At 69.8% G+C, this 14,447-nt stretch carries 14 protein-coding genes and 1 pseudogene; 6 read left to right on the top strand and 9 right to left on the bottom strand.

Annotated elements, in window-relative coordinates; translation table 11 throughout:
• From ACWDO5_RS19755 to ACWDO5_RS19735, 5 genes are all read left to right on the top strand, one after another.
• Positions 1-159 (top strand): phosphatidate cytidylyltransferase (locus ACWDO5_RS19755; RefSeq protein ID WP_450531613.1); only part of this gene is annotated, 159 nt, incomplete at its 5' end.
• A gap of 87 nt (positions 160-246) precedes the next feature.
• Positions 247-1,353 (top strand): 23S rRNA (adenine(2503)-C(2))-methyltransferase RlmN, encoded by a 1,107-nt coding sequence (rlmN, locus tag ACWDO5_RS19750; RefSeq protein ID WP_450531611.1) that lies wholly within the window; start codon positions 247-249, stop codon positions 1,351-1,353.
• Positions 1,354-1,564: 211 nt separating this feature from the next.
• The gene (locus ACWDO5_RS19745) at positions 1,565-2,656 is read left to right on the top strand and encodes a thiamine ABC transporter substrate-binding protein (RefSeq protein WP_450531610.1); all 1,092 of its coding nucleotides are present in this window, start codon (positions 1,565-1,567) and stop codon (positions 2,654-2,656) included.
• 38 nt (positions 2,657-2,694) lie between these two features.
• A complete protein-coding gene (locus ACWDO5_RS19740) occupies positions 2,695-4,311 on the top strand; it encodes an ABC transporter permease (protein ID WP_450531609.1) in 1,617 nt (538 codons plus the stop codon).
• Entirely contained in the window at positions 4,311-5,342 is a 1,032-nt protein-coding gene (locus ACWDO5_RS19735; RefSeq protein WP_450531608.1) for an ABC transporter ATP-binding protein, read from the top strand. The genes ACWDO5_RS19740 and ACWDO5_RS19735 overlap by 1 nt, the downstream gene beginning before the upstream one ends.
• A gap of 1 nt (position 5,343) precedes the next feature.
• On the opposite strand, the gene ACWDO5_RS19730 is transcribed toward ACWDO5_RS19735, so the two are convergent.
• The 6 genes from ACWDO5_RS19730 to ACWDO5_RS19705 form a co-directional block, all read right to left on the bottom strand.
• On the bottom strand, positions 5,344-5,766 hold the full coding sequence (locus ACWDO5_RS19730) for a nuclear transport factor 2 family protein (protein WP_450531607.1): 423 nt from the start codon (positions 5,764-5,766) through the stop codon (positions 5,344-5,346).
• A 163-nt stretch (positions 5,767-5,929) separates the two neighbouring features.
• Complete coding sequence (locus tag ACWDO5_RS19725) at positions 5,930-6,856, bottom strand: hypothetical protein (protein ID WP_450531606.1); 927 nt, start codon at positions 6,854-6,856, stop codon at positions 5,930-5,932.
• 172 nt (positions 6,857-7,028) lie between these two features.
• Entirely contained in the window at positions 7,029-8,171 is a 1,143-nt protein-coding gene (locus tag ACWDO5_RS19720) for a hypothetical protein (protein ID WP_450531605.1), read from the bottom strand.
• The gene (locus ACWDO5_RS19715; RefSeq protein WP_450531604.1) at positions 8,153-8,881 is read right to left on the bottom strand and encodes an ABC transporter ATP-binding protein; all 729 of its coding nucleotides are present in this window, start codon (positions 8,879-8,881) and stop codon (positions 8,153-8,155) included. Before ACWDO5_RS19715 ends, ACWDO5_RS19720 begins: the two co-directional genes overlap by 19 nt.
• Positions 8,882-9,071: 190 nt before the next feature.
• On the bottom strand, positions 9,072-10,451 hold the full coding sequence (locus tag ACWDO5_RS19710) for an aspartate aminotransferase family protein (RefSeq protein ID WP_450531603.1): 1,380 nt from the start codon (positions 10,449-10,451) through the stop codon (positions 9,072-9,074).
• On the bottom strand, positions 10,436-10,927 hold the full coding sequence (locus ACWDO5_RS19705; RefSeq protein ID WP_450531602.1) for an Lrp/AsnC family transcriptional regulator: 492 nt from the start codon (positions 10,925-10,927) through the stop codon (positions 10,436-10,438). The genes ACWDO5_RS19710 and ACWDO5_RS19705 overlap by 16 nt, the downstream gene beginning before the upstream one ends.
• Positions 10,928-11,107: 180 nt before the next feature.
• Here ACWDO5_RS19705 and ACWDO5_RS19700 point away from each other — a divergent pair, with 180 nt between their 5' ends.
• On the top strand, positions 11,108-12,547 hold the full coding sequence (locus ACWDO5_RS19700; RefSeq protein ID WP_450531601.1) for a gamma-aminobutyraldehyde dehydrogenase: 1,440 nt from the start codon (positions 11,108-11,110) through the stop codon (positions 12,545-12,547).
• Between the two features lie 145 nt (positions 12,548-12,692).
• On the opposite strand, the pseudogene ACWDO5_RS19695 reads toward ACWDO5_RS19700, so the two are convergent.
• From ACWDO5_RS19695 to ACWDO5_RS19685, 3 genes and pseudogenes are all read right to left on the bottom strand, one after another.
• Positions 12,693-12,992: pseudogene (locus tag ACWDO5_RS19695) on the bottom strand (TetR-like C-terminal domain-containing protein); the annotation flags it as partial.
• Between the two features lie 72 nt (positions 12,993-13,064).
• Positions 13,065-13,427 carry a DUF1304 domain-containing protein gene (locus ACWDO5_RS19690; protein WP_450531612.1) on the bottom strand — a complete coding sequence of 121 codons (363 nt, stop codon included), beginning with the start codon at positions 13,425-13,427 and terminating at the stop codon, positions 13,065-13,067.
• 190 nt (positions 13,428-13,617) lie between these two features.
• Entirely contained in the window at positions 13,618-14,406 is a 789-nt protein-coding gene (locus ACWDO5_RS19685) for an SAM-dependent methyltransferase (protein WP_450531600.1), read from the bottom strand.
• Positions 14,407-14,447 lie beyond the last annotated feature (41 nt).

The raw sequence follows: 14,447 nt of genomic DNA, 5'->3' as shown, positions 1-14,447 counted from the left end.
GGCGACCTGGGCGAGTCGATGATCAAGCGGGACCTGGGCATCAAGGACATGGGCACGCTGCTCCCAGGTCATGGCGGCATCATGGACCGGCTGGATTCGCTGCTGCCCACGGCTCCGGTGGTGTGGCTACTGATGGTGATCTTCGTCGGGTCCAGCTGACCCATTTGACCTGCGGTTTTATACGTGAGGGGCTCGTTGTCCACAGGCGGCGGGCCCGCTTCGTATCTCTGCGACACTGGTATCACCATGCCCAAGCCCGGAGAACTCAATTTTGTCGCGCCCCGCGGAGCCAAGAGGCCCCCGCGGCACCTTGCCGACCTCACGCCCGCCGAGCGCAAGGACGCCGTCGCCGCGATCGGCGAGAAGCCGTTCCGCGCCAAGCAGCTCTCGCAGCACTACTTCGCGCGGTACGCCCACGACCCCACCCAGTGGACCGACATCCCCGCCGCCGCGCGAGAGAAGCTCGCGTCCGAGTTGCTGCCCGATCTGATGTCGGTCGTACGGCACATCTCGTGCGACGACGACACCACCCGCAAGACGCTGTGGCGGCTGCACGACGGCACGCTCGTCGAGTCCGTGCTGATGCGCTACCCGGACCGGGTGACGATGTGCATCTCGTCGCAGGCCGGTTGCGGGATGAACTGCCCCTTCTGCGCCACCGGGCAGGCGGGGCTCGACCGCAATCTGTCGACCGCCGAGATCGTGCACCAGATCGTCGACGGGATGCGCGCCCTGCGTGACGGCGAGGTGCCGGGAGGCCCGGCGCGGCTGTCCAACATCGTCTTCATGGGTATGGGCGAGCCGCTCGCCAACTACAAGCGGGTCGTCGGCTCCATCCGCCGCCTCACCGACCCCGAGCCGGACGGGCTCGGGCTCTCGCAGCGCGGCATCACCGTGTCGACCGTCGGCCTGGTTCCCGCGATGCTGCGCTTCGCCGACGAGGGCTTCAAGTGCCGTCTCGCCGTCTCGCTGCACGCGCCGGACGACGAGCTGCGCGACACCCTGGTCCCGGTCAACACCCGCTGGAAGGTACGGGAGGTGCTGGACGCCGCCTGGGAGTACGCGGAGAAGTCGGGCCGCCGCATCTCCATCGAGTACGCACTGATCAGGGACATCAACGACCAGGCGTGGCGGGGCGATCTGATGGGCCGCCTCCTCAAGGGCAAGCGGGTCCATGTGAACCTCATCCCGCTCAACCCGACGCCGGGATCGAAGTGGACGGCCTCCCGCCCCGAGGACGAGAAGGCGTTCGTGGAGGCCATCGCGGCCCATGGCGTGCCCGTCACCGTCCGCGATACCCGTGGCCAGGAGATCGATGGAGCGTGCGGACAGCTCGCGGCCTCCGAGCGGTAATCTTGGCTTGAACATTTACATATTCCGACAGGGGAGCGCCACAGCGCTGAGAGTGCGACCACCGCTATGAACTAGCACAGCGGTCGCAGACCCTCTGAACCTTGCCCAGGTCATTCTGGGTAGGAAGTTCGGTCACCACTCAAGCTGTTGCGCCCTGCTCACCTTGTGAGCAGGGCCGCGTCTCTTCCTGGTCACTCCAGGAGGAATTTCAGTGAGCACCACCAAGAAGTTGACGATTACCGCCGTCGCCGCCGCTCTCGGCATCTCGACCCTCGCTGCCTGCGGCGGGGCGTCCAAGGACTCCGCCTCCGGCGGCTCGAAGTCCAAGACCGTGACGCTCGTCAGCCATGACTCCTTCGCCGCCTCCCCGGCCGTGCTGGAGGAGTTCACCAAGGAGACCGGCTACACGGTCAAGGTGCTCAAGAGCGGTGACGCGGGCGCGGCCCTCAACAAGGAGATCCTCACCAAGGGCTCCCCGCAGGGCGATGTCTTCTTCGGCGTCGACAACACCCTGCTCTCGCGGGCGCTCGACAACGGCCTGTTCACGCCGTACGTCGCCAAGGGCCTCGGTCAGGTGTCCGACGAGGTGCAGCTCGACAAGGACAAGCACCGTGTCACGCCAGTCGACACCGGCGACATCTGCGTCAACTACGACAAGAAGTACTTCGCCGACAAGAAGCTCGCGCCCCCGCAGTCCTTCGACGACCTGGTCAAGCCCGAGTACAAGAACCTCCTCGTCACCGAGAATGTCGCGACCTCGTCGCCCGGTCTCGGCTTCCTCCTCGGCAGCGTCGGCAAGTACGGCGACGAAGGCTGGCAGGACTACTGGAAGAAGCTGAAGGCCAACGGCGTCAAGGTCGTCGACGGCTGGGAGCAGGCGTACAACGAGGAGTTCTCCGGTTCGGCCGGTGGCAAGAAGGCCAAGGCGGACCGGCCGCTGGTCGTCTCGTACGCCTCCAGCCCGCCCGCCGAGGTGCTCTACGCCAAGCCGCAGCCGACCGAGGCGCCCACCGGCGTCGCGTCCGGAACCTGCTTCCGCCAGACGGAGTTCGCGGGTCTTCTCGACGGCGCGAAGAACGAGGCGGGCGGCAAGGCCCTGCTGGACTTCCTGGTCTCCAAGAAGTTCCAGGAGGACATGCCGCTGAACATGTTCGTGAACCCTGTGGTCAAGGACGCGAAGCTGCCCGAGCTGTTCACCAAGTTCGGCGCGGTCGTCGACAAGCCGGAGACCGTCGCGCCCGACAAGATCGCCAAGAACCGTGAGCAGTGGGTCCAGTCGTGGTCCTCGCTCGTTCTGAAGTAGGCAAGTCCGTCCGCGGGAACGCGTCGCGGCTCGGGCTGATGGCCGGGCCAGTCGCGTTCTTCGCGGTCTTCTTCGCCTATCCCGTCGTCGCGATCGTGGGCCGCGGTCTGGAGATCGACGGGGTTTGGCAGTTCGGGCGGATCGGCGAGGTGCTGGGCCGCTCCGACATTCAGCACGTGCTGTGGTTCACCATCTGGCAGGCGCTCGCCTCCACTGCGCTCACCCTGGTGATCGCCCTGCCCGGCGCGTACGTCTTCGCCCGCCTCGACTTTCCCGGGAAGCACCTGCTGCGGGCTGTGGTCACCGTTCCGTTCGTGCTGCCGACCGTCGTCGTAGGAACGGCGTTCCTGGCGCTGCTGGGCCGCGGCGGGCTGCTCGACGAACTGTGGGGCGTCAGGCTCGACACAACCGTCTGGGCGATCCTGCTCGCCCATGTCTTCTTCAACTACGCGGTGGTCGTACGGACCGTGGGCGGACTGTGGTCGCAACTCGACCCGCGTCAGGAGGAGGCCGCGCGGGTCCTGGGCGCCGGGCGGTTCGCGGCCTGGCGGCGGGTGACGCTGCCCGCGCTCGCGCCCGCCGTGGCAGCGGCCGCCCTGATGGTCTTTCTGTTCACCTTCACCTCCTTCGGCGTCGTACAGATCCTCGGCGGGCCGGCCTTCTCCACACTTGAGGTGGAGATCTACCGTCAGACGGCTCATCTGCTGGATCTGCCCACCGCCGCGGTGCTCACGCTGCTGCAGTTCGCCGCTGTCGGCGCGATCCTCGCCGTGCACGCGCGGACGGTACGGCGGCGGGAGACCGCGCTGAGGCTGGTGGACCCGGCGCAGACCTCGCGGCGACCGCGTGGCGCGGGGCAGTGGGCGCTGCTCGGCGCGGTGCTCGCCACGATCCTGCTGCTGGTGCTGGTCCCGCTCGGCGTCCTGGTCGAGCGCTCCTTCGACGGTCCCGGAGGCTATGGCTTCGGCTACTACCGGGCGCTCGCCTCCAGCGATGCGAGTGGTGGGGTTTTCCTCGTACCGCCCATCGACGCCGTGTGGAACTCCTTGCGTTACGCGCTCGTCGCGACCGCCATCGCGCTCGCCGTCGGCGGCCTTGCCGCGGCCGCGCTCACCCGGAAGGCCGGCCGACTGGTGCGCGGCTTCGACGCGCTGCTGATGCTGCCGCTCGGCGTCTCCGCGGTGACCGTCGGCTTCGGCTTCCTCATCACCCTCGACAAGCCGCCGCTCGATCTGCGCGGGTCGTGGATTCTGGTGCCGCTCGCCCAAGCGCTGGTCGGCGTGCCCTTCGTCGTACGCATCATGCTGCCGGTCCTGCGGGCGGTGGACGAACGACTGCGCGAGGCCGCTGCGGTGCTCGGCGCGTCCCCGCTGCGTGTGTGGCGGGAGGTGGACCTGCCGCTGGTGCGGCGGGCACTGCTGATCGCCGCGGGGTTCGCATTCGCCGTGTCGCTCGGCGAGTTCGGGGCAACCGTCTTCATCGCCAGGCCCGACAATCCGACGCTGCCGGTCGCCGTGGCGCGCCTTCTTGGCCGGCCGGGCGAGCTCAACTACGGGCAGGCGATGGCGCTGAGCACGATCTTGATGGTGGTGTGCGCGGCGGCGCTGCTCGTCCTCGAACGAATTCGTGCTGATCGAACCTCCGGGGAGTTCTGATGGCGTTGCTGCGGCTTGAGGGCGTGACCGTACGGTTCGGGGCGCGGGCGGCGCTCGACTCGGTGGACCTGGAGGTCGCCGAGCACGAGATCGTCTGTGTGCTGGGGCCGAGCGGCAGCGGCAAGTCCACGCTGCTGCGGATCGTCGCGGGGCTCCAGACAGCAGACGCCGGGCGGGTGCTGCTGTCCGGCGCAGACCAGGCCGGGGTGCCGGTGCACCGGCGAGGTGTGGGCCTGATGTTCCAGGACCACCAGCTCTTCCCGCAGCGCGACGTGGGCGGCAACGTCGCCTTCGGGCTGCGGATGCACGGCAGGGGCCGGGCCGAACGGGCCCGTCGCGTCGACGAGTCGCTGGAGCTCGTTGGGCTGCCGGCCGCGCAGCGCCGGGCCGTTGCCTCGCTGTCCGGCGGGGAGCAGCAGCGGGTGGCGCTGGCCCGGGCGCTCGCGCCGGAGCCCCGGCTGCTGATGCTGGACGAGCCGCTCGGCCAGCTGGACCGTGGGCTGCGGGAGCGTCTCGTCGTGGAACTGCGCGGGCTCTTCGGGCGGTTGGGCACCACCGTGCTCGCCGTCACGCACGACCAGGGCGAGGCCTTCGCGCTCGCCGACCGCGTCGTCGTCATGCGGGACGGACGGATCGCCCAGGCGGGCACGCCGCTGGAGGTCTGGGAGCGGCCGGCCTCCGAGTTCGTGGCCCGCTTCCTCGGCTTCGACAATGTGGTGGCGGCGACGGTGAGCGGTGCCGCCGCCGACACGGTGTGGGGCAAGATCCCGGTGCCGGAGGGTTCGCCGCAGGGCGAGTGCAAGGTGCTGGTCCGGCCCGCCGGGGTGCGGCTGGCCGACGCCTCGGAGGGGCTGCCCTGCACGGTCGAGGGGCGTACGTTCCGGGGCAACCACGTCGCCGTACAGCTGCGGCCCTGTGACGGGCCGCCGCTTGAGGTGGAGTGCTCGCTGCGGGACGCGCCGGAGGAAGGGGCCGAGGTGGGGGTCGTCTTTGCGGCGGCCGACGTGGTGGTGCTGGAGCCGGCCGGGTGAGTTACTCGCTCGCGCAGGCGGCGGCGATCGCGAGGCTGTCCTCGTACACCCGGTAGCGGATGATCAGGCCGTCCTCGATGGTCAGCCACATCGCGAATGGCGACCGGAAGGTCTTGCCGGTGGCCCGTACGGTGCCCGCGAGCCGCCCGGTCAGCAGCGCCTCCTTACCGTCCACGACGATCACGTGGACGGCCGTGGCGTCCGGATCCGGCGTCTGCCCCTCGGCCAACGCGCGGAAGTGCTCCGCGACATCGGCTCGCGTTGAACGGTGCCGGATCCAGGGGACCGTGGGGTTATCGGCGATCGCCCAGTCGACCTTCACGGCGAACAGCGTGGCGATACGGTCGGGCGCGCCCTCCGCGATCCGCCCCAGAAACTCCTGGACGGTGGCGCGGGTGCGGTCGGTCGTGTCGGTGGTCGTCATGGGGCGATCTTGCTGCCCGCTGCGGGAAGCGTCGATTACCCGCCGGGTAATGGACGGGCGCCCAGGGCGTGTTTCGGAAGTTGCGCCGAGGCCTGGGCGTCTGGTGCGTGCGGTCGCAAGGCGGTGGGGGCACCTCCCAGGCGAAGCTCTGGGGGAGGGACTTCTAACCCTGGGGGACGGAGACCAGCTCATCGGGGTGCGACTCTGCCGGCCGCGGCTCTGTGCCATGGGCCTCGGGTGCGCCGAACCAGGCCACCGCGACCGCGCCCGCCACCGCCAGTACGAAGCCGAGAATCGCGATCCAGGCGAAGCCGGGGCGGGACGAGTCGCCCAGCCACAGCACGCCGATCATGCCCGGCAGCACGGTCTCGCCCACGACCAGCGCCGCCGTGGCGCCGTTCACCGAGCCGATCTGCAGGGCGACGGTGTGCAGATACATGCCGCCGATCCCGGCCACCAGGATCGCGTACAGCGCCGGGTCCGAGATCAGGGCGCCCAGGTCGAAGGGGGCGATGCCGTTCAGTACGCGTACGCTGACGCCCAGCGCGCCGAAGCCGAGGCCGGACAGCAGACCCGCGAGGATCGCGGCGCGCGCGCCGAGGAGGCGTACGGCGACGGTGCCGCCGATCATCAGCAGCAACGAGATGGCCAGCAGCCACCAGTGGGTCGCGATCGGGGTGTGGCCGCTGCCCTCCGGGCCCGCAGCCGTGGCCAGCAGCACCAGGGCCGAGCAGACGACGGCGATGGAGGTCCACTCGGCGCGGTTCAGCTTGATGCCCAGTGCCTTCAAGCTCAGCACCGCCGTGATCACCAGATTCGCGCTGATCACGGTCTGCGAGAGGAACAGCGGGAGCAGGCGGGCGGCCAGTGCGCCCAGGCCGAAGCCGACGAAGTCCAGGATGGTGCCGACGATGAACTCCCAGGTCATCGCGGCCTGCGCAGTGGAGGACAGGCTCGGCCCGCCGTGCTGGGTGACGCCCGCCGCGGCCGCCTCGCGGCGGGCGGCCTTGCGGGATCCCACGGCTTGCAGCACCGACCCGGTGCCGTAACAGATCGAGGCCGCGACAGCGGTCAGTAGGCCGATCAGCACCGGGGGCTCCGTTCACGTGGGGTCAGTCCAACTGCCAGACGTGAGTTCGGGGCCGGGAGTTGCTTTTGCTTTCGTACCGTTCGTTACCCGAGGCCGGTGAGGTGGCCCAGGGCGGCCCGGCGGGGTGGGGCAGCGCGGCGCGGCGTAGCGCCGGCTGCTGCTCACCACGCGCTCAGCTTGAGAACGGGACCGCTGCCAGGGCCGTCACCGCCCACGTCAGGGGGGCGAAAACCGCCAGAAGTGCCGCCCCGCGCAGGGCGGTTGCGTTGCGCAGGACCGTCGCGGGGACGCCCAGGCTGCGGAGGGAGTCCGTGGTCGTGGCGCGGGTCTGTCTGGCGTCCAGGGCCGAGACCAGCAGCGTCGCCGTCGTGCACGTCATCACCAGCACCGTGCCCAGGCCCGTCAGGAGGCCGAGGCGTTCGGCCGTGCCGTCGTACAGCGTGGTGGCTGCGATCGCCGCCGAGGCGACCGCGCAGACCACGCCGAGCGGGCGCCCGATGCGGCTGGATTCCTCCATCAGGATGCGGCCCGCCAGCAACCGGGTCGTGCCCGGGCGCAGCGACTGGAGGAGGCGGCCGCTGAAGCGGGTGATGCCCGGGCCCGCCAGGGCCAGGCCCAGGGCGGTGAGGGTCCAGCCGGCGAGGACGCCGACCGGGTTGCCTTCGGTCTCGCCCGGGATGGGAAGCGGTGAGCCGGCGCCGCCGTGGCTCGCGTACGTCCCGACGGCCACGCCAACGGCCATCAGTGCGACGCCCCACGGCAGCTCCGTCGGCGCGGCGGACGGAGCGTCCGGCGGCGGAGGCACCCGGCGCGGGCGCAGGGCCAGCGCCGCGGCGACCGAGGCCAGCAGCGGCACCAGCGCGAGGAGCGTCAGCGCGGCCGCCAGCGGCAGCGGCCGGTCTGCGGCGAGCAGCTCGGCCGCCGCCCCGTCGAACGGCAGCCCCGTCAGACCGCCCCGCAGATTGAGGAAGAAGAGCAGCGCGAGCATGCTCCCGAGCGTGCCCGAGACGGCCGTGGAGACAGCGGCCAGCGCGGTGAGCCTGGCGGGCCCCAGGCCGACCGCCGAGAGGCCGGCCCTGGGCCGCGTACTGGGATCCGTACGCGCCACCGCCACCGCGAAGTGCACCGTCGCCGCGAGCGGGATCAGGCACCAGAGCAGCCGGAGCCCCGACGTGCCCGAGTCGGTGGGATGGGACAGCGCGTACGTCAGCGTGCACAGCAGCAGGAAGCCCACACCCGCCGACGCCCCTGCCACCATCAGCCGGCGCAGCAGGACGAGAGGGTGCGTACCGCGGGCTAGACGGAGAGCGAGCACTCGGCCCGGCCTTCCGCGTCGGCGGTCCCGAGCGAATTGACGCGCCGGCCGTCCACGAGCGTGACCGAGCGGTCCGCGAGCGTCGCCACCTCCGGGTCGTGCGTGGCCAGCACGACGGTGATTCGGTGCGAGCGGGCCGCGGCCGTCAGCGTACGCAGCACCTGCGCCCCGTCCGCGCGGTGCAGTGTCGCCGTCGGCTCGTCGGCGAACAGCACCAACGGCGTGCTGACCAGCGCCCGCGCCGTGGCGACCCGCTGCCGCTGCGCCTGCAGCAGCGCATGCGGCCGCAGCCGGGCGCACGCGCCGATGTCGAGCCGCTCCAGCCACTCCATTGCCGTGGCCTTCGCCCTTCGGTGCGACGAGCCGCGCAGCAGCAGCGGCAGGGCCGCGTTCTCCCACGCCGTCAGCTCCGGGACCAGCGTCGGCTCGGGGTCGATCCAGCCGAACCGGTTGCGCCGGAGCCGCTCGCGCAGCAGCGGGGTCAGCGTGTGCACGGGGGAGCTGTTGAACCACACCTCGCCCTTGTCGGCGACGAGTTGGCCGGACAGGCACCGCAGCAGCGTGGTCTTTCCGCTGCCGCGCGGGCCGTACACGGCGAGGATCTCGCCCTCGCGCACACCCAGCGACACGCCGACGAGCGCGGGCGAGCCGCTGTGGGAGTGGTGCAGGGAACGTGCCCAGAGCACATCGTTGTCCGGCGGGGTCACCATGGCGTACACCTCGGTTCTGATCAGATTTCTCCTCCCCCGTACGGGGGAACGAAGACAGGGCCGATCGGTCACTCGGCACGGTATGGATTCAGAACCGGCGTATCGGGAAGCACGCGGCCCGGGCGCACCCCATCCCACTCGGATGGCCGAATGAGATGCCGGGTGCCCCGGGCCGTATGCGACCAAATGGTCAGAGCTTCGTCCATGCCTCCGTGAGGACCGTACGCAGAATCTGCTCGATCTCGTCGAACGTCGACTGGTCGGCGATCAGCGGCGGCGCCAGCTGCACCACCGGGTCACCGCGGTCGTCGGCCCGGCAGTACAGACCGTTCTCGTACAGCGCCTTGGAGAGGAAGCCGTAGAGCACGCGCTCGGTCTCCTCGTCCGTGAAGGACTCCTTGGTGACCTTGTCCTTCACCAGCTCGATGCCGTAGAAGAAGCCGTTTCCGCGGACGTCGCCGACGATCGGCAGGTCGTGCAGCTTCTGCAGTGTGGACAGGAAGTTGCCCTCGTTGTCCAGGACGTGCTGGTTGAGGCCCTCGCGCTCGAAGATGTCGAGGTTGGCCAGGCCCACCGCGGCGGAGACCGGGTGACCGCCGAAGGTGTAGCCGTGCAGGAAGGTGTTGTCGCCCTTGTAGAAGGGCTCGGCGAGGCGGTCGGAGATGATGCACGCGCCGATCGGGGAGTAGCCCGAGGTCATGCCCTTGGCGCAGGTGATCATGTCCGGTACGTAGCCGAACTTGTCGCAGGCGAACGTCGTGCCGAGCCGGCCGAAGGCACAGATGACTTCGTCCGACACGAGCAGCACGTCGTACTGGTCGCAGATCTCACGGACCCGCTGGAAGTACCCGGGCGGCGGCGGGAAGCAGCCACCGGCGTTCTGTACCGGCTCCAGGAAGACCGCCGCGACCGTGTCGGGACCCTCGAAGAGGATCTGCTGTTCGATCTGGTCGGCGGCCCAGCGGCCGAAGGCCTCCGGGTCGTCGCCGTGAATCGGCGCGCGGTAGATGTTGGTGTTCGGCACTTTGTGCGCGCCGGGGACCAGCGGCTCGAAGGGGGCCTTGAGCGCGGGCAGACCGGTGATGGACAGGGCGCCCTGCGGGGTGCCGTGGTAAGCGACCGCACGCGAGATGACCTTGTACTTGGTGTGCTTGCCCTGCAGCTTGAAGTACTGCTTCGCCAGCTTCCAGGCGGTCTCGACGGCCTCGCCGCCGCCGGTGGTGAAGAAGACCTTGTTGAGGTCGCCGGGGGCGTGGTGCGCGAGCCGCTCGGCGAGCTCGACGGCCTTGGGGTGCGCGTAGGACCACACCGGGAAGAAGGCGAGCTCCTGCGCCTGCTTGTACGCGGTCTCGGCGAGCTCTACGCGACCGTGGCCGGCGTTGACTACGAAGAGGCCGGCGAGGCCGTCGAGGTAGCGCTTGCCCTTGTCGTCGTAGATGTAGGTGCCCTCACCACGCACGATGGTGGGGACGGGTGCGTTCTCGTACGACGACATGCGGGTGAAGTGCATCCACAGGTGGTCGTAGGCGGTTTTGGAGAGGTCCTTGCTCACGGCTATCGGGTTCCCCACATATAGGTCTGCTTCTTGAGCTTGAGGTAGACGAAGCTCTCGGTGGAGCGCACGCCGGGGAGCGCGCGTATCCGCTTGTTGATCACTTCGAGCAGGTGGTCGTCGTCCTCGCAGACGATCTCCACCATGAGGTCGAACGAGCCCGCGGTCATCACCACGTACTCGCACTCGGCCATGGCTGTGAGCGCGTCGGCCACCGGGTCGACGTCGCCCTCGACCGTGATGCCCACCATCGCCTGGCGTCGCAGGCCCACAGTGAGTGGGTCCGTGACGGCGACGATCTGCATCACGCCCTGGTCGAGCAGCTTCTGGACGCGTTGCCGGACGGCCGCTTCGGACAGGCCCACGGCCTTGCCGATGGCGGCGTACGGACGACGCCCGTCCTCCTGGAGCTGTTCGATGATTGCGAGGGAGACAGCATCGACCGTCGGGGACGATCCGCTGCCGTTTCTGGAGTCTGCGTTACGGCTGGCCACGAGCTCACTCTGCACTGCGACTCGTCTGTCCCGCAAGCCCTGAGCGATGAAATTCGTTGTCAGGAGGCCTCGTTCTAACTGAATCCGAAGTTGCGGAGGGTTGGGGCTGTCGAAAGCGTCACGTAGGAGATTAGGGTGGAGGTCTCACCCATCGGACATCTGACAGGAGGGGTGGCAACAGTGACCACCGAGCTGCGTCGTCTGCGCAACTACATCAACGGGGAGTTCCGGGATGCCGCCGACGGGCGGACAATCGAGGTCGTCAACCCGGCCACCGGTGACGTGTACGCCACGTCGCCGCTCTCCGGGCAGGCCGACGTCGACGCCGCCATGGACGCTGCCGCGGCCGCCTTCCCCGGCTGGCGCGACACCACCCCGGCCGAGCGGCAGAAGGTCCTGCTGAAGATCGCGGACGCCTTCGAGGAGCGGGCCGAGGACCTGATCGCGGCCGAGTCGGAGAACACCGGCAAGCCGCTCGAGCTCACCCGCACCGAAGAGATCCCGCCGATGGTGGACCAGATCCGCTTCTTCGCGGGCGCGGCGCGGATGCTGGAGGGCCGGTCGGCCGGCGAGTACATGGAGGGCTTCACCTCCATTGTCCGGCGTGAGCCGGTCGGCGTCTGCGCGCAGGTCGCGCCGTGGAACTACCCGATGATGATGGCCGTCTGGAAGTTCGCGCCGGCGCTGGCGGCGGGCAACACCGTCGTCATCAAGCCGTCCGACACGACGCCCGCGTCGACGGTCCTGATCGCCGAGATCATCGGCTCGATCGTGCCGAAGGGCGTCTTCAACGTCATTTGCGGTGACCGGGAGACCGGCCGCACGATGGTCGAGCACCCGACGCCGGCCATGGCGTCCATCACCGGCTCCGTACGGGCGGGCATGCAGGTCGCCGCGTCCGCGGCCAAGGACGTCAAGCGCGTGCACCTGGAGCTGGGCGGCAAGGCGCCGGTCGTCGTCTTCGAGGACACCGACATCCCCAAGGCCGTCGAGGACATCGCGGTGGCGGGCTACTTCAACGCGGGCCAGGACTGTACGGCCGCGACGCGCGTCCTCGTGCACGAGTCGATCCACGACGAGTTCGTGTCGGCGCTGGCGAAGGCGGCGGCGGACACGAAGACGGGCGCGCCGGACGACGCGGACGTGCTGTACGGCCCGCTGAACAACGCGAACCAGCTGGCGCAGGTCTCGGGCTTCATCGAGCGGCTGCCGGCGCACGCGAAGGTGGAGGCGGGCGGCCACCGCGTCGGCGAGAAGGGCTACTTCTACGCGGCGACGGTCGTCTCAGGCCTGAAGCAGGACGACGAGATCATCCAGAACGAGGTCTTCGGCCCGGTCATCACGGTCCAGTCTTTCGCGGACGAGGAACAGGCGCTTCAGTGGGCGAACGGCGTGGAGTTCGCGCTGGCGTCGTCGGTGTGGACGAAGGACCACGCGCGGGCGATGCGGATGTCCAAGGCGCTGGACTTCGGGTGTGTGTGGATCAACACGCACATCCCGCTGGTGGCGGAGATGCCGCACGGCGGCTTCAAGAAGTCGGGGTACGGGAAGGACCTGTCGGCGTACGGGTTCGACGACTACACGCGGATCAAGCACGTGATGACGTCGCTGGACGCGTAGTTTCCCGGCGGCGGGGTGGGGACTTCCCCACCCCGCCCGTTCCCGAAAACCGGGGCTGCGCCTCGGACCCTTGGGCGTCCCGGGGCAGCGCCCCAGGTGCGCCGACTTTGCGGCGCGGTAGCTTCGCCCGAACTCGTCGCCGCGTTCAGCTCGTTGGCGTGCGGTGGAGCGTCACCAGGAGGCACCAGACCTGGGAGGCCATCTCTTCCGGGGCCGCGGCGATCGTGTCGTGCAGCCAGTCCGCCAGGACGCCCGCGAACGCCGACGCCACCGCCGAGGCGATCAGGTCCGGGGCCGGTGCGCCCGCCAACTCGCGTTCCCTGCGGCTGCGTTCGCGCAGTTCGCGGTGGAGCAGGTCGCCCAGCGGGCCGCTGCCGCCCTCGCGCAGCAGGGTGCGGTAGAGCGCGGCATGCGGGGCCAGGCCGGTGAAGAAGGCCGTCATCGCACTCCTCCAGCAGCGCCTCGCGCAGCCTGGCCCGGGTGCGCTCCGCGCGCGGGTCGCCGGTGGGGGCCGTGCTCATCCGGCCACCAGGACCGCCGCCAGCGCCAGCGCCCCCGGCAGCGCCTGAGCCACCAGGATGCGCCGGTTCGCCGTGAAGCCGCCGTACAGGCCCGCGATCACCACGCAGCTGAGGAAGAAGACCTGCACGCGGTACCCCGTCGGGTCGGCGGCGATCAGGCCCCAGACCAGGCCCGCCGCCAGAAAACCGTTGTACAGGCCCTGGTTCGCGGCGAGCGGGGCCGTCGCGCGGGCCATCTCCGCGTCGAAGCCGGAGAGGCCGCGGCCTGGCTTGCGCTGCCACAGGAACATCTCCAGAACCAGGATGTACGCGTGGAGCGCGGCCACCAGGCCGACCAGGACATGTGCCGTTGTGTGCATCATCGGCCTCAGTTCATGGACAGGTGTCCAGCAAGTATGGGCACATGTCCATGAACGGCGGCCGGCCGCTGTACATCGAGATCAACGACAACGACGAGTTCCGCTGGAGGCGCCGACGCGCAGGCGATCGTCCCGCCCCTCGAAATCGCGGCCGGGCAAGGGTAGTCGGGCGACGCTGCCGCTCGTGGCGCTACGGCTTGCGGGCGACCGCGCCGAACTGGGCCACCTGTACCGGCTCGGCGCCGAACGCCGGGTCGTGCCGCCAGCGTGCGCAGGAGACGATGCCCGGCTCGAGCAGGTCGAGTCCCTCGCAGAACGAGGCGAACTCCGCGCGGCTGCGCGCCGTGATCGGCGGTGTCGCGTTCTCGTTCCAGAACGCCATCGCCGCGGCGTTGCCCTCGCCGCCCAGCTCCAGCGTCGGATGCGTGAGTACGAGATAGCTGCCGGACGGCACCGCCTCCATCAGCCGGTGCACGATCGACCGCGCCTCGTCGGTGTCCATCACGAAGTTCAGAATGCCGAGCATCATCACCGCCACCGGCCGCGCCAGATCCAGCGTCACCTCGACGGAGCGGACGATCGACGCCGGGTCGTGCGCGTCCGCGTCCAGATACTCGGTCGCGCCCTCGGGGGAGCTGGTGAGCAGGGCGCGCGCGTGCGCCAGCACGATCGGGTCGTTGTCGACGTAGACGATCCGGGCGTCGGGCGCGATGCGCTGGGCGACTTCGTGGGTGTTCTCGACTGTGGGCAGGCCGGTGCCGATGTCCAGGAACTGGCGTACCCCCACCTCACTCGCGAGGTGTGTCACCGCCCGGCCCAGGAACGCCCGGTCCGCGCGCGCCACCTCGCCGATGCTCGGGTACAGCCCGGTGACGTGGTCGCCCACCGCGCGGTCGACCGGATAGTTGTCCTTGCCGCCCAGCCAGTGGTTCCAGACCCTGGCGTTGTGCGCTACGTCGGTGCGGATCCTGTCGGTCACGTCTGCTCCTCGGCCGGCTGCGTCAGTGCCATCATGCCGGA

The organism is Streptomyces sp. NPDC000880 (assembly GCF_053599675.1).
The sequence above is the reverse complement of the archived record's forward strand: the minus strand, read 5'-3'. Positions and strand labels throughout refer to the sequence as shown.